The organism is Streptomyces sp. NPDC060194, assembly GCF_042728285.1.
Lineage (GTDB): Bacteria > Actinomycetota > Actinomycetes > Streptomycetales > Streptomycetaceae > Streptomyces.
In genome coordinates this window covers 1-20,261 of the sequence record NZ_JBHWZH010000109.1, presented here as the reverse complement: position 1 = coordinate 20,261, position 20,261 = coordinate 1, and the positions used below count along the sequence as shown (strand labels likewise).

General features: G+C 74.0%; 14 protein-coding genes and 1 pseudogene. 11 read left to right on the top strand and 4 right to left on the bottom strand.

Annotation, left to right across the window (positions count from 1 at the left end; genetic code table 11):
• Window positions 1-238 precede the first annotated feature (238 nt).
• The 4 genes from ACFWEG_RS21650 to ACFWEG_RS21635 all read left to right on the top strand — a co-directional run bounded on the left by ACFWEG_RS21650 (window position 239) and on the right by ACFWEG_RS21635 (window position 7,216).
• Window positions 239-2,341 (top strand): ATP-binding protein, encoded by a 2,103-nt coding sequence (locus tag ACFWEG_RS21650; RefSeq protein ID WP_387217592.1) that lies wholly within the window; start codon window positions 239-241, stop codon window positions 2,339-2,341.
• A 140-nt stretch (window positions 2,342-2,481) separates the two neighbouring features.
• The gene (locus ACFWEG_RS21645; RefSeq protein WP_387217589.1) at window positions 2,482-4,083 is read left to right on the top strand and encodes a PucR family transcriptional regulator; all 1,602 of its coding nucleotides are present in this window, start codon (window positions 2,482-2,484) and stop codon (window positions 4,081-4,083) included.
• Between the two features lie 289 nt (window positions 4,084-4,372).
• Window positions 4,373-5,815, top strand: coding sequence for an aldehyde dehydrogenase family protein (locus ACFWEG_RS21640; protein ID WP_387217586.1), 1,443 nt, complete (start codon window positions 4,373-4,375; stop codon window positions 5,813-5,815).
• A gap of 162 nt (window positions 5,816-5,977) precedes the next feature.
• The gene (locus ACFWEG_RS21635) at window positions 5,978-7,216 is read left to right on the top strand and encodes an ROK family protein (protein WP_387217583.1); all 1,239 of its coding nucleotides are present in this window, start codon (window positions 5,978-5,980) and stop codon (window positions 7,214-7,216) included.
• A 45-nt stretch (window positions 7,217-7,261) separates the two neighbouring features.
• Here the strand turns inward: ACFWEG_RS21635 and xylA are convergent, their stop codons facing one another.
• Window positions 7,262-8,431, bottom strand: a complete 1,170-nt coding sequence (gene xylA / locus ACFWEG_RS21630; protein WP_387217581.1) for a xylose isomerase — start codon at window positions 8,429-8,431, stop codon at window positions 7,262-7,264.
• Window positions 8,432-8,778: 347 nt separating this feature from the next.
• On the opposite strand from xylA, the gene ACFWEG_RS21625 reads away from it, so the two are divergent.
• Window positions 8,779-10,734, top strand: coding sequence for an acyl-CoA dehydrogenase family protein (locus ACFWEG_RS21625; protein ID WP_387217579.1), 1,956 nt, complete (start codon window positions 8,779-8,781; stop codon window positions 10,732-10,734).
• A 418-nt stretch (window positions 10,735-11,152) separates the two neighbouring features.
• Here the strand turns inward: ACFWEG_RS21625 and ACFWEG_RS21620 are convergent, their stop codons facing one another.
• The 3 genes and pseudogenes from ACFWEG_RS21620 to ACFWEG_RS21610 form a co-directional block, all read right to left on the bottom strand.
• Window positions 11,153-11,884 (bottom strand): hypothetical protein, encoded by a 732-nt coding sequence (locus ACFWEG_RS21620; protein WP_387217576.1) that lies wholly within the window; start codon window positions 11,882-11,884, stop codon window positions 11,153-11,155.
• A gap of 73 nt (window positions 11,885-11,957) precedes the next feature.
• A pseudogene (locus tag ACFWEG_RS21615) lies at window positions 11,958-12,324 on the bottom strand (PIN domain nuclease); the annotation flags it as partial.
• A 36-nt stretch (window positions 12,325-12,360) separates the two neighbouring features.
• On the bottom strand, window positions 12,361-12,654 hold the full coding sequence (locus ACFWEG_RS21610; protein ID WP_387217573.1) for an antibiotic biosynthesis monooxygenase family protein: 294 nt from the start codon (window positions 12,652-12,654) through the stop codon (window positions 12,361-12,363).
• A 158-nt stretch (window positions 12,655-12,812) separates the two neighbouring features.
• On the opposite strand from ACFWEG_RS21610, the gene dxr reads away from it, so the two are divergent.
• From dxr to ACFWEG_RS21580, 6 genes are all read left to right on the top strand, one after another.
• The gene (gene dxr, locus ACFWEG_RS21605) at window positions 12,813-14,072 is read left to right on the top strand and encodes a 1-deoxy-D-xylulose-5-phosphate reductoisomerase (RefSeq protein WP_387217570.1); all 1,260 of its coding nucleotides are present in this window, start codon (window positions 12,813-12,815) and stop codon (window positions 14,070-14,072) included.
• A complete protein-coding gene (locus tag ACFWEG_RS21600) occupies window positions 14,069-15,373 on the top strand; it encodes a M50 family metallopeptidase (protein WP_387217567.1) in 1,305 nt (434 codons plus the stop codon). The genes dxr and ACFWEG_RS21600 overlap by 4 nt, the downstream gene beginning before the upstream one ends.
• 124 nt (window positions 15,374-15,497) lie before the next feature.
• Window positions 15,498-16,655: a flavodoxin-dependent (E)-4-hydroxy-3-methylbut-2-enyl-diphosphate synthase gene (gene ispG / locus ACFWEG_RS21595; RefSeq protein WP_387217564.1), complete on the top strand. Its 1,158-nt coding sequence runs from the start codon at window positions 15,498-15,500 to the stop codon at window positions 16,653-16,655.
• A gap of 109 nt (window positions 16,656-16,764) precedes the next feature.
• Window positions 16,765-17,610: a GNAT family N-acetyltransferase gene (locus tag ACFWEG_RS21590; protein ID WP_387217561.1), complete on the top strand. Its 846-nt coding sequence runs from the start codon at window positions 16,765-16,767 to the stop codon at window positions 17,608-17,610.
• 67 nt (window positions 17,611-17,677) lie between these two features.
• On the top strand, window positions 17,678-18,217 hold the full coding sequence (locus ACFWEG_RS21585; RefSeq protein WP_387217558.1) for a GNAT family N-acetyltransferase: 540 nt from the start codon (window positions 17,678-17,680) through the stop codon (window positions 18,215-18,217).
• A 173-nt stretch (window positions 18,218-18,390) separates the two neighbouring features.
• On the top strand, window positions 18,391-20,091 hold the full coding sequence (locus ACFWEG_RS21580) for a proline--tRNA ligase (RefSeq protein WP_387217555.1): 1,701 nt from the start codon (window positions 18,391-18,393) through the stop codon (window positions 20,089-20,091).
• Window positions 20,092-20,261 lie beyond the last annotated feature (170 nt).

Below are 20,261 nucleotides of genomic sequence, written 5' to 3'. Positions count from 1 at the left end.
CCTGCTCACCCACCAGGGCTGCGTCTTTTGTTTATAAGAGACTGGGAATTTTCCGTTCGGGAGACGGGGGCCCGCGCGGTGGCCCGCGGCGGACAACCGCGCGAGCCGCCGGCCTACGCGCACGTCCCGGTGCGCCCGGGCCGCGCGTTCACGCTGACGATGTCGGTGGCGCGCACTACATTGAACCGGGCACAGGACCCACAGGTCAGCAGGGACCGCCAGGTCAGGGGGCAAGGCCATGCAGAGTGACGGCACGCGGGGCGCGCGCGACGCGTCGGAGGCCCGGGACACCGGGGGAGCCCGCGCCCGGCGCCCCCGCCCCGTGCCCCCGCCCCGCCCGGCGCACGCGCCCGACGCCGAGCCGCCGTTCCTCGCCTGGCTGCGCGTCCCCCGCCCGGAGGCGGCCCCCGGCATCTGGCGGCAGGGGTACGTGCCCCGGCCGCCGGACGAGCCGGACCGCATCCCCGGCCGGCAGCTGGTCGCGGGCGCGCTGATCGCGTTCCTGTGCGGGTGGCTGCTGTGGTCGCTCCTCTACAACGGCTACCTGGGCAGCTGGTGGTTCTGGCCGGTGCTCGCCCTCGTCCCCGACCACTGGTACCAGGGGGCGGCCGACGACCGCGCGGCCTTCGAGTTCGTCTCCAACGCCTACTACGTCCTGGTCGGCGGCGGCATCCTCGTCGCCTTCGCCCGGCTCGGCCGCTGGGGCGAGGTCTGGAAGCGGTACGGCCCCGCGCGCCTGGCCCGGTCCCGGACCGCCGCGCAGGACGTGCCCCACGAGGACCCCTCGCTCTGGCCCCGGCTGCGGGCCGGCGGAGCCGAGCAGGCGGCCGAGCGGCTGCTCGCGGAGGCACGGGCGGGGCGGATGGGGGACGTCGACCACGCCCGCATCGAGCGGGCCTGGCAGTCGGTGCGCAGCGGGCGCAACAGCCTGGCCGCCTTCACCGACACCGTGCTGCGCGAGGGCGCGGCCGCCTGCGTGCACCCCTCCGGCGCGCGCGACCTGACCGGCCGGTCCGCCGTCCACGACCTCGCCGCCGGTCAGGTGCGCCTGGGCACGGCCGCCGACGACCCCCGCAACCCGTCCGCGTACCGGGCCGCCGGGCTCGGGCTGAGCCCCGGGCTGCTCGCCACCTCGCTGCTCGCCGTGGGGCCCGCCGGGTCCGGGAAGACCGGCCGGCTGGTCCGGCCGGTCACCGAGGCGCTCTGCCTGCAGGCGCTCGCCGGGCGGGCGGCGGTCGTCGCCGTCGGGACCGGCGCGGGCCTCGGCCGGCCGGAGGACTTCGACGTGGTGGTCCGCATCGGCCACCCGGACTCCGCCCACGACCTCGACCTCTACGGCGGGGCCGCCGACCCCGACGAGGCGGCCGCGCTGCTCGCCGAGGCCCTGGTCGGCGACCTCGACGCCACCGGCGGCAGCCGGCGGGCCGCCGTCGCCCTCGCCCAGCTGCTGGGCCCCTACCGGGCCGCCCACGGGCGCTTCCCCGGCATCCCGGAGCTGCGGGACCTCCTGGAGGGCGCCGCGGGCCCGCTCGCGGCGCTGCGCACCGCGCTCACCGAAGCGGGCGAGCACGCCGCCCTGCGCGAGCTGGACGCCCGCGAGCGGCAGGCGGGCGCGGCCGGGGACCCGGGGGCGCAGCTCGCCGACCGGATCGCGCTGCTCGACCGGCCCGCCTTCGCCGACTTCCTCGGCGGCGGCCCCGGCGGGCGGGCCTTCTCGCTGCGCGCCCTCGAACACCCGGTGCGGGTGCGGATCGAGCTGCCCGAGCGGGGCCACGCGGACGCGGCCCGGATCCTCGCCCGCCTCGTCCTCGCCCAGTTCACCGCCGCCGCCACCGCCCGCACCGACCGCTCCCTGTTCGCCGCGATGGTCCTCGACGACGCCTCGTACGCGGTGACCGGCGAGGCGATCCGCGGGCTCAAGGGGCTGCGGTCGGCGAACGCCGGGGTGGTGCTGACCCTGCGCACCCTCGACGACGTGCCGAGGCCGCTGCGGACGGCGCTCCTCGGCGCGGTCGGCTGCCGGATGGTGCTCTCCGGGGTCACCCCCTGGGACGGGCAGGACTTCGCGGAGGTCTGGGGCAAGGAGTGGGTCGAGGCGCGGGACGTCACCGACCGGCAGATCATCACCGACGAACCGCTCACCAAGGTCACCCACTTCGTGCGCAGGCTGGTCACCGGAAAGGGGCCGACGGCCCAGTCCGTCACCGTCCGCCAGGTCGAGCGCGAGCGCTGGTCCGCGTCCGAACTGGCGCACGCCGTCCCGCCGGGGCACGGCGTCGTCTCCCTCACCGACGTGCGCGGCGAGCACGCCCCGCCGGTCCTGGTCGACCTGCGCGCCTAGGAGCCGCAGGGGGGCCGGGGGGCCGCGATGCGTACGGTGCGGCAGAATCGGGGGCGGGCCTTTCTACGGATCGGCCAATCCGCTCGCCGACACCGCCCCGCCGCCTGCCAGGACGCACCCCGCCGCACGCTGAAGGACCCATGCCGTTCACCCTCGCCACCCTCGTCCAGCACTCCGCGCTGAAGCTGACCGTGCGCGCGGGCCAGGACCGTCTGGACGCCCCCGTGCGCTGGGTGCACGCCAGCGAGCTCGCCGACCCCGTCCCGTACATGGAGGGCGGCGAGCTGCTGCTCATCACCGCGCTCACCCTGGACGCCGAGGACCCCGAGGCCATGCGCCGGTACGTTCGGCGGCTCGTCGGGGCGGGGGTGACCGGCCTCGGCTTCGCGGTCGGCGTCCACTACGAGGACGTGCCGAAGGCCCTGCTCGACGCGACGACCGAGGCCGGTCTGCCGCTGATCGAGGTGCCGCGCAAGACCCCTTTCCTGGCGATCAGCAAGGCCGTCTCCGAGGCGCTCGCCGCCGAGCGGTACCGGGCCGTCACCGCCGGCTTCGCCGCCCAGCGCGACCTGACCCGGGCGGCGCTGTCCGCGGAGGGCCCCGAGGCGCTGCTCGGCTCGCTCGCCGGCCAGGTCGGCGGCTGGACCGCGCTCTACGACCCCTCCGGCGCGCTGGTCGCGGCCGCGCCCGACTGGGCCGTGCGCCGGGCGGGCCGGATCACCGCCGACGTCGAGCGGCTGCGGGAGCGGACCGCCCCCGCCAGCACCGTCCTCGCCGAGGCGGAGGACCGCATCGAGCTGCACAGCCTCGGCACCGGCCGCCGCCCGCGCGGCGCGCTCGCCGTCGGCACCGACGCCGCGCTCGGCACCGCCGAGCGGTACGCGCTGCACTCCGCCATCGCGCTGCTCACCCTCACCACCGAGCGCTCGGGCGCGCTGCAGGCGGCCGAGCAGCGGCTGGGCGCCGCCGTCCTGCGGATGCTCCTCGCCGGCGAGCCCGAGCACGCCAGGACCGTCGCCGGACCGCTCTACGGCCAACTGCTCGACGCCCCCTTCCGGCTCCTCGTCGCCGAGGCCGTCCCGTCCGAGGCCGCGAGCGGGAACGGCGGCGAGGGCGCCGACCCGATCGGCGCCCTCACCGAGGCCCTGGAGGCCGCCGCCGCCCGGTCCGGGGAGGCGCTGCTCGTCGTGCCCGACGCCGGGCGGGTCGTCGTCCTCGCCGCCGACGGGGGAGCCGTCGTCGCCGCCGGGGCCGCGCACGCAGCGGACATCGAGGCGCGGCGGGGCTCCCGGACCCGGCCCCTGGAGCCGGCCGACGGCGACGGGCTCGCCGTCGGGCTCTCCGCGCCCGCCGGGCCGATCGCGGCGGCGACCGCGTTCAAGCAGGCCGAGCAGGCGCTCTCCGTCGCCCGCCGGCGGGGCCGGGTCCTCGTCGAGCACGAGGAGCTGGCGGCCGGGTCCGTCGTGCCGCTCCTCGCCGACGACGCCGTACGGGCCTTCGCCGACGGCATGCTGCGGGCGCTGCGCGAGCACGACGCGACCGGCCGCGGCGACCTGGTCGCCTCGCTGCGGGCGTGGCTCTCCCGGCACGGCCAGTGGGACGCGGCGGCGGCCGACCTCGGGGTCCACCGGCACACGCTGCGGTACCGGATGCGGCGGGTCGAGGAGATCCTCGGCCGCTCCCTGGACGACCCCGACGTCCGCATGGAGCTGTGGCTGGCCCTCAAGGTCACGGCGGCGTAAGCCCCGGCGCCGGGCTCCGCCGCGGATGTGCGGGCTGCGCCGATACGGCCTCGGACGCCGGCCGGGGCGTGTTCTTCCGGGCTGCCCGCCGCGATCCCGCGGCGGGCTGCCCGCCCCGACCCCGCGCCCGGCACGCCCGCGTCGGCACGCCCGCGTCGCCGCAGCCCCCACCCCGCCACTTCGGCGTGCCTCCGCGCCCCTGCACTCCACCCCGGCCAACTCCCGACCTCCGGCCCCGCGCCTACGGTGGACCCGTACCAACACCCCCACCGAAGGGCCGGACCCCCCGATGACCACCACCGCCTTCTGGCTGGCCGGCCGCCAGGCCACCGGCGACGCCACGTTCGATGTCAGCTCCCCGTGGGATGCGAGGACCGTCGGCACGGTGAGCGTGCCGACCGACGCGCAGGTCGAGGAGGCCGTGGCCGCCGCGCACGCCGTGCGGGACGAGTTCGCCGCGACGCCCGCCCACGTCCGGGCCGCCGCGCTCGACCACGTCTCGCGCCGGCTCGCCGAGCGGACCGAGGAGTTGGCGCAGCTGATCTCCGCGGAGAACGGCAAGCCGATCAAGTGGGCGCGGGGCGAGATCGGCCGTGCGGCGTCGGTGTTCCGGTTCGCCGCCGAGGAGGCCCGCCGGTTCAACGGCGGCGAGGCGCAGCGCCTCGACACCGACGCCGGCGGCGTGGGCCGGCTCGCGCTGACCCGCCGCTTCCCGCGCGGCACGGTCCTCGGCATCGCGCCGTTCAACTTCCCGCTGAACCTCTGCGCGCACAAGGTCGCCCCGGCCATCGCGGTCGGCGTGCCGATCATCCTCAAGCCGGCCCCGGCCACCCCGCTCTCCGGTCTGATCCTGGGCGAGCTGCTCGCCGAGACCGACCTGCCGGCCGGCTCCTGGTCGATCCTGCCGGTGCCGAACGACAAGATGCCCGCCCTGGTCAAGGACGAGCGGCTGCCGGTCATCTCCTTCACCGGCTCCGAGACCGTCGGCTACGCGATCATGGACTCGGTGCCGCGCAAGCACGTCACCCTGGAGCTCGGCGGCAACGGCGCGGCCGTCGTCCTCGGCGACTGGGCCTCCGACGCCGACCTGGACTGGGCCGCGACCCGCATCGCGACCTTCTCCAACTACCAGGGCGGCCAGTCCTGCATCTCCGTGCAGCGGGTGATCGTCGACGCCGCCGTCCACGACCGGCTGGTGCCGCGCATCGTCGCCGCCGTCGAGGCGCAGGTCACCGGCGACCCCTCCGACGCGTCCACCGACGTCGGCCCGCTGGTCAGCGAGGACGCCGCGAAGCGCGTCGAGTCCTGGGTGGACGAGGCCGTCGCGGCCGGCGCGCAGCTGTTGACCGGCGGCAAGCGGGACGGCGCCTCGTACGCGCCGACCGTCCTCGCCGAGCTGCCGGCCGACACCACCCTCGCCTGCGAGGAGGTCTTCGGGCCGGTCCTCTCCATCCAGAAGGTGGACGGCGAGGCGGAGGCGTTCGCCGCCGTCAACGCCTCCAAGTACGGCCTGCAGGCGGGCGTGTTCACCCACGACCTGCAGACCGCGTTCCGCGCCCACCGCGCCCTTGAGGTCGGCGGCGTGATCGTCGGCGACGTGCCGTCCTACCGCGCCGACCAGATGCCGTACGGCGGCGCCAAGCAGTCCGGCGTGGGCCGCGAGGGCGTCGCGTACGCGATGGAGGACTACACCTACGAGCGGGTCATGGTCCTCACGGGCATCGACCTGTAAGCCGCACGGCCTGTAGGTCGCACGGCCTGCACGCCGCGCGGAGCCACCGCCGGGTCCGCCCGGCGACACCGGCCCGGAGCCCCCGCACACGGGGCCCGGGCCGCTGTCATAGGCTCCCAGGACCATGAAGCAGGCGCAGTCGCAGGCACTGGAGCAGGCCCGATGAACAGCCACCCCGGCCCGCTGGAGCCGAAGGCGGACAAGGCGAGCGTGCGGCGGCACAACCTCAGCCTCGTGCTGCGGGCCGTCCACGACGCCGGCGAGATCACCCGCGCCGCCGTCGCGGTCCGGGTCGGGCTGACCCGCGCCGCGGTCTCCTCGCTGGTCGAGCAGCTCATCGACGGCGGGTTCCTCACCGAGTCGGGCAAGACGTTCAGCGGCCAGGCCGGCCGCCCCGGCACCGCGCTGCGGGTCGCGACGACCGGCGTCGCCGGCCTCGGCGTCGAGGTCAACATCGACTACGTGTCCGTCTGCGTCGTCGACCTGGCGGGCACGGACCGGTTGCGGCTGACCGAGCACGGCGACAACCGCGGCGCGGCCCCCGCCGAGGTGCTCGCCGGGGCGGCCGCCGTCGCGGCCCGGGCGCTCGGCGAGGCCGCCGCGCAGGACCTGCACCCCGTCGGCGCCCAACTCGCGCTGCCCGGCCTGGTGTCCGGCGGGACCGTCCGCCAGGCCCCCAACCTCGGCTGGAACCGGATCGCCGCCGAGGGCCTGTTCGCCCGCTCGCTCACCGCGCTCCGCACCGGCGGGCGCCCCCTGCCGGTCGGCTCCGACAACGAGGCCAACGCCGCCGCGCTGGCCGAGCTGTGGTTCGGCGACGCGGGGGAGGCCCGCAGCTTCCTCTTCCTCAGTGGCGAGATCGGCGTCGGCGGCGCGCTCGTCCTCGACGGCCGGCTGCTGCGCGGCGCGCACGGCTTCGCCGGCGAGATCGGCCACGTCGTCGTCGACGAGAACGGCCCGGAGTGCCGCTGCGGGGCCCGCGGCTGCCTGGAGCAGTACGCCGGGCAGGCCGCGCTCCTGCGCGGCGCGGGGCTGCCGGAGGACGCCGGGGTGCGGGCGGTGGACGAACTGGCGCGGCGCGCCGCGGCCGGGGACGCGCGGGCCGCGACCGCCGCCGCCCGGGCCGGCCACATGCTCGGCCTGGTCCTGTCCGGCGCGGTCAACCTCGTCGACCCCGACGCGGTCGTCCTCGGCGGGGTCTTCCGCCCGCTGCTGCCCTGGCTCGCCCCGGCCGCCGACGCCGAACTCACCCGCCGGGTCGTCTCCGGCCTGTGGACGCCCGGCGGCGGACGACTGCGCGCCGCGTCCCCCGAAGGAGACGCGGCGCGCGGTGCGGCGGGCATCATCGCCCGCGAGATCCTGGCGGACCCGGCGGCCTACGCGGGCATACGCGCCACCTGACGGTCCGCCGGAACCCCTGTGGGGCTGGTCCACCGGCCCGGCGGACTACCGGACGCCGACGAGGTGCTCCATCGCCAGCTGGTCGAGCGCCTCGAACGCCATCGAGCGCTCGGCCGCCGCGGTGACGTCGAAGTCCTCGAGAGCGGTACGGTCGGCGAGCAGCCCGGCCAGGCCGTCCTCGGCCGTCGGGCGGGCCAGCTCGTCCAGGCGGGAGGCGCGCAGCGCGGCCTGCACCTCGGGGTCGGCGCGGAAGGCCGCGGCGCGCTCCTTGAGGATCAGGTAGTTGCGCATGCAGTTCTTCGCCGACTCCCAGACGCCGTCGATCCCGTCGGTGCGCACCGGCTTGAAGTCGAAGTGGCGCGGACCCGCGTAGCCGGCCGTCTCCAGGAGGTCGACCAGCCAGAACGCCTGGCGCAGGTCGCCCGCCCCGAAGCGGAAGTCCTGGTCGTACTTGATGCCCGTCTGGCCGTTCAGGTCGATGTGGAAGAGCTTGCCCGCCCACAGCGCCTGCGCGATGCCGTGCGGGAAGTTCAGCCCCGCCATCTGCTCGTGCCCGACCTCCGGGTTCACCCCGTACAGCTCCGGCCGCTCCAGGCGCTCGATGAACGCGAGCGCGTGGCCGACGGTCGGCAGCAGGATGTCCCCGCGCGGCTCGTTCGGCTTCGGCTCGATCGCGAACCGCAGGTCGTAGCCCTGCCCGGTGACGTACTCGCCCAGCAGGTCGAACGCCTCCTTCATCCGGTCCAGCGCGACGCGGACGTCCTTGGACCCGCCGAACTCCGCGCCCTCGCGGCCGCCCCACGCCACGTACGTCTCGGCGCCGAGCTCCACCGCGAGGTCGACGTTCCGGATCACCTTCCGCAGCGCGTACCGGCGCACGTCCCGGTCGTTCGACGTGAACCCGCCGTCCTTGAACACCGGGTGCGTGAACAGGTTCGTCGTCGCCATCGGCACCTTCAGGCCGGTCGCCTCCAGCGCGTCCCGGAACCGCTTCACGTGCCCCTCGCGCTCCGCGTCCGACGACCCGAACGGGATCAGGTCGTCGTCGTGGAACGTCACCCCGTACGCCCCCAGCTCCGCGAGCCGCTCCACCGACTCCACCGGGTCCAGTGCGGCCCGCGTCGGCTCCCCGAACGGGTCGTTCCCCCGCCACCCGACGGTCCAGAGCCCGAACGTGAACCTGTCCTGCGGGGTGGGGGAGTAGCGGTCGGACATGAGGGTCCCTCCTGAGGGTGCGGCGCTATTTGTTGCCTCTGCTTACTAATAGCGGACGCGGGCGCGGAGGCCAAGAGGCGGGGGGCGAGCGGCGACCAAAAACTTCAGCCCGGCCGGCGTTTGAGGCCACCGGGCGAAGCCCGGTACCGCGCCGGCAGGCGCAAAGCCGCCCGGCGAGGGACTTGGGGAAGGGGCGGGTGGGGGAGAAGAACCGGGGCGGAGCCCCGGCGGAAAAGCGGCCGCGCACCGCCAGGAGCCTGGCGTCAATGGGACCATTGCGGTACATACGTACGGGTAGCACCGGCCGGTAACCAACCGCCCGGACGCCCACACTGGCGAGGTGCCCCATGTCCGCACCGCACGCAAGGCCCGACCGGCCCAAGGTCACTGAACGCGAGGCCCGGCACGTCGCCGAAGCCGCCCGCGAGAGCGACTGGCGCAGACCCAGCTTCGCCAAGGAACTCTTCCTCGGCCGCTTCCGCCTCGACCTCATCCACCCCCACCCCGTCCCGTCCACCGCGGACGCGGAACGCGGCGAGGAGTTCCTCGCCCGCCTGCGCACCTTCTGCGAGCAGATCGACACCGCGGCCATCGAGCGCGACGCCAGGATCCCCGACGAGACGATCCGCGGCCTCAAGGACCTCGGCGCCCTCGGCATGAAGATCGACACGAAGTACGGCGGCCTCGGCCTCAGCCAGGTCCACTACAACAAGGCCCTCGCCCTCGCCGGCTCCGCCAGCCCGGCCATCGGCGCACTGCTCTCCGCGCACCAGTCCATCGGCGTCCCCCAACCGCTCAAGCAGTTCGGCACCCAGGAGCAGAAGGACGCCTTCCTGCCCCGCTGCGCCACCACCGCGATCAGCGCCTTCCTCCTCACCGAGCCCGACGTCGGCTCCGACCCCGCCCGCCTCGCCACCACCGCGGTCCGCGACGGCGACTCCTACGTGATCGACGGCGTGAAGCTCTGGACGACGAACGGCGTCGTCGCCGACCTCCTGGTCGTGATGGCCCGCGTCCCCCGCACCGGGACGGACGGGTCCGGGGGCAAGGGCGGCATCACCGCGTTCGTCGTCGAGGCCGACTCACCCGGCATCACCGTCGAGAACCGCAACGCGTTCATGGGCCTGCGCGGCCTGGAGAACGGCGTCACCCGCTTTCACCAGGTGCGGGTGCCGGCCGCGAACCGGATCGGCCCCGAGGGCGCCGGCCTGAAGATCGCGCTGACCACGCTCAACACCGGCCGCCTCTCCCTGCCGGCCCTCTGCGTCGGCGCGGGCAAGTGGTGCCTGAAGATCGCCCGCGAGTGGTCGGGCGCGCGCGAGCAGTGGGGCAAGCCCGTCGCCCACCACGAGGCCGTCGCCCAGAAGATCTCCTTCATCGCGGCCACCACCTTCGCCCTGGAGGCGATCCTCGACCTCTCCTCGCAGATGGCCGACGAGGACCGCAACGACATCCGCATCGAGGCCGCGCTCGCCAAGCTCTACGGCTCCGAGATGGGCTGGCTGATCGCCGACGAGCTGGTCCAGATCCGCGGCGGCCGCGGCTACGAGACGGCCGAGTCGCTGGCCGCGCGCGGGGAGCGGGGGGTGCCCGCCGAGCAGGTCCTGCGCGACCTGCGGATCAACCGCATCTTCGAGGGCTCGACGGAGATCATGCACCTGCTGATCGCGCGGGAGGCCGTCGACGCCCACCTCGCCGTCGCGGGCGACATCATCGACCCCGACAAGACCCGCGCCGACAAGGCGAAGGCCGGCGCGCGGGCCACCGGTTTCTACGCCCGCTGGCTCCCCAAGCTCGTCACCGGAGCCGGCCAACTCCCGCGCTCGTACGCCGAGTTCCACCCCGCCGGGCACGCGGACCTCTCCGGCCACCTGCGCTACGTCGAACGCGCCTCCCGCCGGCTCGCCCGGCAGACCTTCCTCGCGATGGCCCGCTGGCAGGGCCGCATGGAGACCAAGCAGGGCTTCCTCGGCCGGGTCGTCGACATCGGCGCGGAACTCTTCGCCATGAGCGCGGCCTGCGTCCGCGCGGAGCTGCTGCGGACCACCGAGCCGCACGGTCGCGAGGCGTACCAGCTCGCCGACGTCTTCTGCCGGCAGTCCCGCATCCGCGTCGAGGAGCTCTTCGGCCGGCTCCGGTCCCATACCGACGACCTCGACCACAAGGTCGTCCGCGGCGTCCTCTCCGGCACCTACACCTGGCTCGAGTCCGGCATCGTCGACCCCTCCACCCCCGGCCCCTGGATCGCCGACACCACCCCCGGCCCCTCGAAGCACGACAACCTCCACCGCCCCCTCGCCTGACCGCGCCGCCCCGGCCCGCTGCCGCACGAACGGGAGCGGGCCCGGGGGCGTAGCCTGCCCCCGAGCCCTGGAATGCCACCGACATCACACGCCGTACCGTGTGGTCCACGGGTCAGCTTCATGTCGTCGTGTTCTGCCTTTGAACTACCGCGCATCGGACGCCGGCCGCGGTGGCGAACGGCGGGAGGTGGCTGCACGGGCCGGACTTGAACCGGCATCCGACGACCCGGGCCCGTGCCCGGCCGGTACGGCGATCGGCGGCGGATGCTGAGCCTGGAGCAAGAGTCTGAGCTTGACGGCGCGCCGCGCGCTCGCACGGCCCGCCCCTCACGACGAACTTCAGTTTCAGCTCGCGCTCCTCGCGCGCCCGGCCGCACGGTGGCGGCCGGGAGTCCTCGACGCTACCCGAAGGCAGCCGCTACCCGAAGAGGTAGCCGAACACCGCGTCGCCGGCCCGCTCGTCGGTGACCTCTGCGCCGTTGGCCTCCTCGCGGGCGAACTTCACCGCGTGCTGGAGCCGCTCGATGCGGGTGAGGATCTCGTTCACCCGGCGGGCCGGCAGCGCGCCGGAGAACTTCACGGTGGTCCAGTACCCGACCGGCACGTCCTCGTAGTACACCTCGACCTGCGCCGGGTGCTTCTCGGTGGCCTCCGCCTTCACGTGGTTGCGGGGGACCTTCTTCGTCCGCAGCGTGCGCACCTGCTCCGTCCGCCAGGCGTCCGTGGACGGGTCCTGCGTCCACGCCTCCGAGGCGTCGAGCACGGGCAGCTTCCGGACGAAGGCGTTGACCTCGTTCAGCTGCTTCTCGAGGAACAGCAGGTACGAGACCGGGGCGGCGGTCAGGAGGGTGCGCCCCTCCACCACCACGTCGGCCCGCGCCGTGCAGTTCGCCCAGTCCTTGGTGGCGGTAACGTCGAACAGCCGGGTCAGCGTCGCCGCGGTCTCCCGCAGCACGTCCTCGGCCTGCACCTGCACCCGGGTCGACTCCGGCGGCAGCTGCTCGCCCTCCTCGTCCTTCGGCTGGTACGTCCGCGAGATACCGGCCAGCAGCGCGGGCTTCTGCAGACTCTGGTGCGCGGTCACCAGGTCCTGCTGAGCCTTGGACCTGACGCCCTTCTCCACTGCGATGATCTGATTGAGTTTCGCCACGCGCCGAACGTAGCGCCCCGCCCGAGCCCCGTGCGACGGGATTTTCCCCGGGCCCGGGTCGCTCCCGCACCTCCAACGTGCCCGGCGGCATCAGCCACTGCGTCGGCCGGCCGGTGACGGAGGCGATCGTCTCGAAGTCGTTGTCGTGGTGCAGCACGGTGAGGCCGCGCAGCTCGGCGGTAGCTGCGACCAGCAGGTCGACGGGGCCGGCCGAGCGCGGTCAGCTCACGCTGGACGTCCCGGGCGCGCGTGAAGGCGCGGTCGTCCATGGGCGCCCAGAAGAACAGCTCGTCCAGGCCGGCCACGAGCTCCGCCCGGTCGTCGCCGTTCCCCGCGCTGTACAGGAACCCGATCTCCGTGACCGGGTACCGGGCGATCAGGCCCTCCTCCAAGGGCTTCTCCCAGGTCGCCCGCGCCGGAAGGGCGAGGACGCGCACCAGCGCGCTGGTGTCGACAGTAAGTCGAAGGTGCGCGGCCTAAGGCGTCTCGGACGTGAAGTGGCGCAGGAGCAGCGGCGCGGTCAGGTACTCCTTCTCGCCGGGGAGGACGACGGGGGCGTCGCGCCAGGCGGGGCCCGCGTAGGCGACGAGGTCGGACTCGGAGCGCCAGCGGCTGACGTAGAGGAGCGCGTCGGGCGGGGCGAGGAGGATCTCGTGCGAGAGGAGGCCGGGGTGCCGGGAGGGGAACGCGGCGACGGCCTCGGCGATCATGTCCCGGAACGCGTCGAAGCGGTCCGGGCGGACGCGGGCCTCGCTGATTCGGACGATCATGCGGGCATCGTGGCACGGCGCTCGCCCCCCGCGGGAGGCCTTTCGGGTGGCCCGCCGGGGCCGAGCGCGCCGGTGTTCCGGCTGCTCGGGTCGGTCCCGACGCACCGGAAGGGCACCGTGCCGTCCGTGCCCGGGCGGCGGGGGGCGAGAATGGGGGGATGAGCGACAGTGCAGCCCCTCTGGCCGATCCCCACCTGATCTTCGACCCGCTCGCGGGCGAGGGCCGCCGGGACATCGTCATCCTCGGTTCGACCGGTTCGATCGGCACCCAGGCCATCGACCTGGTGCTCCGCAACCCCGCCCGCTTCCGGGTGACCGCGCTGTCCGCGAACGGCGGCCGGGTCGGGCTGCTGGCCGAGCAGGCGTACCGGCTGCGGGTCGAGCAGGTCGCCGTCGCCCGCGAGGACGTCGTCCCCCAGCTGCGCGAGGCGCTGCGCGCGGAGTACGGCGCCGGCGAGCCGCTCCCGGAGATCCTGGCCGGCCCCGACGCCGCCGCCGAGATCGCCGCCTCCCCCTGCCACACCGTGCTGAACGGGATCACCGGCTCGATCGGCCTCGCCCCCACCCTCGCCGCGCTCCGCGCCGGCAGCACCCTCGCGCTCGCCAACAAGGAGTCGCTGATCGTCGGCGGCCCGCTGGTCAAGGCGGTCGCGAAGCCCGGCCAGATCATCCCCGTCGACTCCGAGCACGCCGCCCTGTTCCAGGCCCTCGCCGCCGGCACCCGCGCCGATGTGCGCAAGCTCGTCGTCACCGCCTCCGGCGGCCCCTTCCGCGGCCGCACCAAGGCCGAGCTGGCCTCCGTCACCCGCGAGGAGGCCCTCGCCCACCCGACCTGGGCGATGGGCCCGGTGATCACCGTCAACAGCGCCACCCTGGTCAACAAGGGCCTCGAGGTGATCGAGGCGCACCTGCTCTACGACATCCCGTTCGAGCAGATCGAGGTCGTCGTCCACCCGCAGAGCTACGTCCACTCGATGGTGGAGTTCACCGACGGCTCGACGCTCGCCCAGGCCACCCCGCCCGACATGCGCGGGCCGATCGCGATCGGCCTCGGCTGGCCCGAACGGGTGCCGGACGCCGCCCCCGCCTTCGACTGGACCCGCGCCTCGACCTGGGAGTTCTTCCCACTGGACACCGAGGCGTTCCCGTCCGTCGGGCTCGCCCGGCACGTCGGCACGCTCGCGGGAACGGCCCCGGCGGTGTTCAATGCCGCGAACGAGGAGTGCGTCGACGCGTTCCTCGCCGGACGGCTCCCGTTCAACGCCATCATGGAGACCGTCACCGAGGTCGTCGGCGAGCACGGCGTTCCCACCGCGGGAACCTCCCTCACCCTGCCGGACGTCCTCGAAGCGGAGACCTGGGCCCGCGCCCGGGCCCGCGAACTCAGCAACCAGGTAGCAGCGGAGGCGCGTGCATGACGACGGCACTGATGACGGTCCTCGGGATAGTCGTCTTCGTGATCGGGCTCCTCGCCTCCATCGCCTGGCACGAGCTCGGCCACCTCTCCACGGCCAAGCTGTTCGGCGTCCGGGTGCCCCAGTACATGGTCGGCTTCGGGCCCACCCTCTGGTCGCGGAAGAGGGGCGACACCGAGTACGGCATCAAGGCCATCCCGCTCGGCGGCTACATCCGCATGATCGGCATGTTCCCGCCCGGCGAGGACGGCCGCGTCGAGGCCCGCTCCACCTCGCCCTGGCGCGGCATGATCGAGGACGCCCGCTCGGCGGCGTACGAGGAGCTGCAGCCCGGTGACGAGAAGCGGCTGTTCTACACGCGCAAGCCGTGGAAGCGCGTCATCGTCATGTTCGCCGGGCCCTTCATGAACCTGGTCCTGGCGGTCGTGCTGTTCGTCGGCGTCATGATGACGATCGGCATGCAGACGCAGACCACGACCGTCGACGCGGTGTCGCCCTGCGTGTTCTCCCAGGCCGAGAAGCGCACGACCTGCGAGAAGGGCGACGCGCCGTCGCCCGCGAAGGCGGCGGGCCTGCAGGCCGGCGACCGGATCGTCGCCTTCGACGGCGACCCGGTCGGCGACTGGTCCACCCTGTCGGACCACATCCGCGACACCATCGGCCCCGCCACCATCACCGTCGAGCGCGACGGCGCCACGAAGACGCTGCAGGCGAGGCTGATCGAGAACACCGTCGCCAAGAAGGACGCGAACGGCGACATCGTCGAGGGCGAGTACGTCCCCGCCGGGTTCCTCGGCATGACCGCCAAGGCGGAGGTGGTCCCGCTCTCCTTCGGCGAGTCCGTCGACCGGATGGGCGACATGGTGGAGAACGGCGTCGAGTCGCTCGTCGCCCTCCCCTCCAAGATCCCCGACCTGTGGAACTCGGCCTTCAACGGCGCCGAGCGCGCCCAGGACTCGCCCATGGGCGTCGTCGGCGCGGCCAGGGTCAGCGGCGAGGTCTTCGCCCTCGGCCTGCCCGCCGAGAACACCCTCGCGATGGCGCTCTTCCTGATCGCCGGGTTCAACCTGTCGCTGTTCCTGTTCAACATGCTCCCGCTGCTCCCCCTGGACGGCGGCCACATCGCCGGCGCCCTGTGGGAGTCGCTGCGCCGCAACACCGCCAAGCTGCTGCGCCGCCCCGACCCCGGCCCGTTCGACGTCGCGAAGCTGATGCCGGTGGCGTACGTGGTCGCCGGGATCTTCATCTGCTTCACCGTGCTCGTCCTGATCGCCGACATCGTCAACCCGGTCCGGCTGACCTGACAGGCCCCCTCCGGCCCCCGGGATGTGCCCGCCCGGGGGCCGGTGCCGTAATCTCGAGAGCCGAGGGCCGCCATGCCGGACCGCGGCCTCACCGCCTGCTTCACACCTTGGGGATGCACCGCAGATGACTGCCATTTCTCTCGGAATGCCGTCCGTTCCGACCAAGCTCGCCGAGCGTCGCAAGAGCCGGCAGATCCAGGTCGGCACGGTCGCCGTCGGTGGTGACGCGCCCATCTCGGTGCAGTCCATGACGACGACCCGCACCTCCGACATCGGCGCCACGCTCCAGCAGATCGCCGAGCTGACCGCGTCCGGCTGCCAGATCGTCCGGGTCGCCTGCCCCACCCAGGACGACGCCGACGCGCTCGCCACCATCGCGAAGAAGTCGCAGATCCCGGTGATCGCCGACATCCACTTCCAGCCGAAGTACGTCTTCGCCGCGATCGACGCCGGCTGCGCCGCCGTCCGCGTCAACCCGGGCAACATCAAGCAGTTCGACGACAAGGTGAAGGAGATCGCCCACGCGGCCTCCGCCACCGGCACCCCGATCCGGATCGGCGTCAACGCCGGCTCGCTCGACGCCCGGCTGCTGAAGAAGTACGGCAAGGCCACCCCCGAGGCGCTCGTGGAGTCCGCGCTGTGGGAGGCGTCGCTCTTCGAGGAGCACGGCTTCGGCGACATCAAGATCTCGGTCAAGCACAACGACCCGGTCGTGATGGTCAACGCCTACCGCCAGCTCGCCGCGCAGTCGGACTACCCGCTGCACCTCGGCGTCACCGAGGCCGGCCCCGCCTTCCAGGGCACCATCAAGTCCGCGGTCGCCTTCGGCGCGCTCCTCTCGGAGGGCATCGGCGACACCATCCGCGTCTCGCTGTCCGCCCCGCCGGCCGAGGAGGTCAAGGTCGGCCTGCAGATCCTGGAGTCGCTGAACCTCAAGCCCCGCCGCCTGGAGATCGTCTCCTGCCCGTCCTGCGGCCGCGCCCAGGTCGACGTCTACAAGCTCGCCGAGGAGGTCACCGCCGGCCTCACGGGCATGGAGGTGCCGCTGCGCGTCGCCGTCATGGGCTGCGTCGTCAACGGGCCCGGCGAGGCCCGCGAGGCCGACCTCGGCGTCGCCTCGGGCAACGGCAAGGGCCAGATCTTCGTCAAGGGCGAGGTCATCAAGACCGTCCCCGAGTCGAAGATCGTCGAGACGCTGATCGAGGAGGCGATGAAGATCGCCGAGCAGATGGAGCGCGACGGCGTCATGTCCGGTGAGCCCGAGGTCTCCGTCGCCGGCTGACCACCGCGAGGACCCGTCACGGAAGCCCTCACCCCACCGCCCGGGGTGAGGGCTCCGCCGTGCCGGGTACAGTGCCCAGATCAGTGATCCGGACGAACAGGCCCGCACCGTGCTGACACAGACCACCACCCGGGTGCTCGGACCGAGCGACCTCGACGCCGCGCTCGCGATCCTGCGCCGCGAGCCGGTCGCCAACGCCTTCGTCACCACCCGGGTGCTCGCCGCGGGCCTCGACCCGTGGCGGCTCGGCGGCGAGATGTGGGGCTGGTACGCCGGCGGACGGCTGGAGTCGCTCTGCTACGCCGGGGCCAACCTCGTCCCCGTCTGCGCCGGACCCGACGCCGTCCGCGCGTTCGCCGACCGGGCCCGCCGCAACGGACGCCGCTGCTCCTCGATCGTCGGCCCCGCCGAGTCCACCGCCCGGCTCTGGCGGCTGCTCGAACCCGCCTGGGGTCCGGCCCGCGACGTCCGCGCCCACCAGCCGCTCATGGTCGCCGACCGGGCGCCCGCCGACCTCACGCCCGACCCGCTGGTCCGGCGGGTCCGCAAGGACGAGATGGAGGTGATCATGCCCGCGTGCGTGGCCATGTTCACCGAGGAGGTCGGCATCTCCCCGCTCGCCGGCGACGGCGGGCTGCTCTACCAGGCCCGGGTCGCCGAACTCGTCTCCACCGGGCGCTCCTTCGCCCGGATCGAGGACGGCCGGGTCGTCTTCAAGGCCGAGATCGGCGCGGCCACCCCCGACGCCTGTCAGATCCAGGGCGTCTGGGTCGCCCCCGAGCACCGCGGCCGCGGCCTCTCCGAGACCGGCATGGCCGCCGTCCTCGCCCACGCGCTCGCCGACGTCGCCCCGCTGGTCAGCCTGTACGTGAACGACTACAACGCCCCCGCCAGGGCCGCCTACCGGCGGGTCGGCTTCCGCGAGGTCGGCGCGTTCATGAGCGTACTGTTCTGACGGCCGCCCCACGCCCGCCCGGCCGCCGGGAGAGCCCGGGCCGGGGGCACGCGTTAGGGTGCGCGTCATGGGTGATGACGTGCTGATCGGCCCCGTCGATCTGACCGCGCGGGTGGACGACGCACTCGCCGTGCAGGCGGTCGCCTTCGGGCTGAACCAGGACGAGGTCGCCGTCCGCCGCCAGATCGTCCTGCGGCACCTCACCTCGCGCGGCGCCATGGCGCTCGGCGCCACCACCCCGGGAGGCCGGCTGGTCGGCTTCGTCTACGGCATGCCCAACCAGCGCACCCACTGGTGGTCCACCGTCGTCGAGCCCTACCTGCGCACCGCGGGCACCGACGGTTGGCTCGACGACTCCTTCGTCATCACCGAGCTGCACGTCCACCCCGACCACCAGGGCGTCGGCATCGGCCGCGAGCTGATCACCACCCTCACCGCCGCCGCCGAGGAGCCCCGCAGCATCCTCTCCGCCCTCGACACCGACAGCCCCGCCCGCGGCCTCTACCGCTCCCTCGGCTACACCGACCTGGCCCGCGCGGTCCACTTCCCCTCCGCGCCCACCCCCTACGCCGTGATGGGCGCGCCGCTGCCGCTCGTCGTGCGGTAGGGGGTGTCCGGCGGATCCGGCGTGCCCGCGGTGCCAGGTCCCGTGGCCACCCACGGGCGAGCCGGATCCGCCGGAGGCCCCCTGGCAGCGGTTCCGCAAAGCGATTTCCGCCCGCGCCCGCGGCCCGGCTAACCTCCTGGACTATCACCGTCACGCAGCAGGAGTAGACCCTCATGGTTCAGCCCCAGGTCCAGCGCATGTCCCGTCTCATGGTCAAGACACTGCGCGACGACCCGGCGGACGCCGAGACGCTCAGCCACAAGCTGCTCGTCCGCGCCGGATACGTCCGCCGCAACGCCGCCGGCATCTGGACCTGGCTGCCGCTCGGCAAGAAGGTCCTGGACAACATCTCCGGCGTGGTCCGCGAGGAGATGGACGCCATCGGCGCCCAGGAGGTCCTGCTGCCCGCCCTGCTGCCCAAGGAGCCCTACGAGGCGTCCGGCCGCTGGGACGAGTACGGCGACCTGCTCTTCCGCCTCAAGGACCGCAAGGGCGGCGAGTACCTCCTCGGCCCCACCCACGAGGAGGTCTTCACCCAGACGGTCAAGGACCAGTGCACGTCCTACAAGGACCTGCCGGTGATGCTCTACCAGATCCAGACCAAGTACCGCGACGAGGCCCGCCCCCGCTCCGGCGTGCTGCGCGGCCGCGAGTTCCAGATGAAGGACTCCTACTCCTTCGACACCACCGACGAGGGCCTCGCGGAGTCCTACGCGCTGCACCGCGCCGCGTACATCAGGATCTTCGAGCGGCTCGGCCTCGACCACCGCGTCGTCTCCGCCGTCTCCGGCGCGATGGGCGGCTCCGCGTCCGAGGAGTTCCTCGCCCCCGCCGCGGCCGGCGAGGACACCTTCGCCGACTGCCCGAACTGCGACTACGCCGCGAACACGGAGGCCGTCACCTTCGCGCTGAGCGCGGTGGACGGCTCGGCCCACGGCCCCGTCGAGGTGCTCGACACCCCCGACACCCCCACCATCGAGTCGCTCGCCGCGTTCCTCGGTGTCGACGCCTCCGCCACGCTGAAGAACCTGCTGGTCAAGGTCGACGGCGAGATCGTCGCCGTCGGCGTGCCCGGTGACCGCGAGGTCGACCTCGGCAAGCTCGGCGAGCACCTCGCCCCCGCCGTCGTCGAGCTCGTCACCGCGGAGGACTTCGAGGGCCGCGACGACCTCGTGCGCGGCTACGTCGGCCCGCAGGGCCTGGACAAGGTCCGCTACCTCGCCGACCCCCGCGTCGCCCCCGGCACCGCGTGGATCACCGGCGCGAACGAGGACGGCCGGCACGCGCGCCACGTCGTCGCCGGCCGCGACTTCGAGGTCGACCAGTACCTCGACGTCGTCGTCGTCGAGGAGGGCGACCCCTGCCCCGCCTGCGGCACCGGCCTGAAGCTCGACCGCGCGATCGAGATCGGCCACATCTTCCAGCTCGGCCGCAAGTACGCCGACACCTTCTCCCTCGACGTCCTCGGCAAGGAGGGCAAGCCCGTCCGCGTCACCATGGGCTCCTACGGCATCGGCGTCTCCCGCGCCGTCGCCGCGCTCGCCGAGCAGACCGCGGACGACAAGGGGCTCTGCTGGCCCGCCGAGGTCGCCCCCGCCGACGTCCACGTCGTCGCCGCGGGCAAGGCGCTCCAGACCGAGCTCGCCTCCTCCGTCGCCGACCAGCTCGCCGCGGCCGGCCTCCGCGTCCTCCTCGACGACCGCGCCGGCGTCTCGCCCGGCGTCAAGTTCACCGACTCCGAGCTCATCGGCATCCCCAAGATCCTCGTCGCCGGCCGCCGCGCGGCCGACGGCGTCCTGGAACTGAAGGACCGCCGCACGGGCGAGCGCGAGGAACTCACGGTCGCCGAGGCGGTGGCCCGCCTGACGGCGTAGGAGGCCAACCTCAGCCCGGCCGGCGAGCGGGGGCCAAAAAATCTCAGCCCGGCCGGCGCTTGAGGCCGCCGGCCGGTATCCGCGGCGGAGCCGCGAAACGCCCCTGCGGGGGGCGGAAGTGTGGCGGGGGCAGACGTCGCCGGCGCTCGGCACTGTGGGCTGTGCCCACC

Bases quoted from the DNA above. Each gene is read 5' to 3' on its own strand.
- xylA (WP_387217581.1), bottom strand. From the start codon at position 8,431: ATGTCCGACCGCTACTCCCCCACCCCGCAGGACAGGTTCACGTTCGGG.
- ACFWEG_RS21640 (WP_387217586.1), top strand. From the start codon at position 4,373: ATGACCACCACCGCCTTCTGGCTGGCCGGCCGCCAGGCCACCGGCGAC.
- ACFWEG_RS21650 (WP_387217592.1), top strand. From the start codon at position 239: ATGCAGAGTGACGGCACGCGGGGCGCGCGCGACGCGTCGGAGGCCCGG.
- ACFWEG_RS21625 (WP_387217579.1), top strand. From the start codon at position 8,779: ATGTCCGCACCGCACGCAAGGCCCGACCGGCCCAAGGTCACTGAACGC.
- ACFWEG_RS21580 (WP_387217555.1), top strand. From the start codon at position 18,391: ATGGTTCAGCCCCAGGTCCAGCGCATGTCCCGTCTCATGGTCAAGACA.
- ACFWEG_RS21635 (WP_387217583.1), top strand. From the start codon at position 5,978: ATGAACAGCCACCCCGGCCCGCTGGAGCCGAAGGCGGACAAGGCGAGC.
- ispG (WP_387217564.1), top strand. From the start codon at position 15,498: ATGACTGCCATTTCTCTCGGAATGCCGTCCGTTCCGACCAAGCTCGCC.
- ACFWEG_RS21610 (WP_387217573.1), bottom strand. From the start codon at position 12,654: ATGATCGTCCGAATCAGCGAGGCCCGCGTCCGCCCGGACCGCTTCGAC.
- ACFWEG_RS21645 (WP_387217589.1), top strand. From the start codon at position 2,482: ATGCCGTTCACCCTCGCCACCCTCGTCCAGCACTCCGCGCTGAAGCTG.
- ACFWEG_RS21585 (WP_387217558.1), top strand. From the start codon at position 17,678: ATGGGTGATGACGTGCTGATCGGCCCCGTCGATCTGACCGCGCGGGTG.
- dxr (WP_387217570.1), top strand. From the start codon at position 12,813: ATGAGCGACAGTGCAGCCCCTCTGGCCGATCCCCACCTGATCTTCGAC.
- ACFWEG_RS21600 (WP_387217567.1), top strand. From the start codon at position 14,069: ATGACGACGGCACTGATGACGGTCCTCGGGATAGTCGTCTTCGTGATC.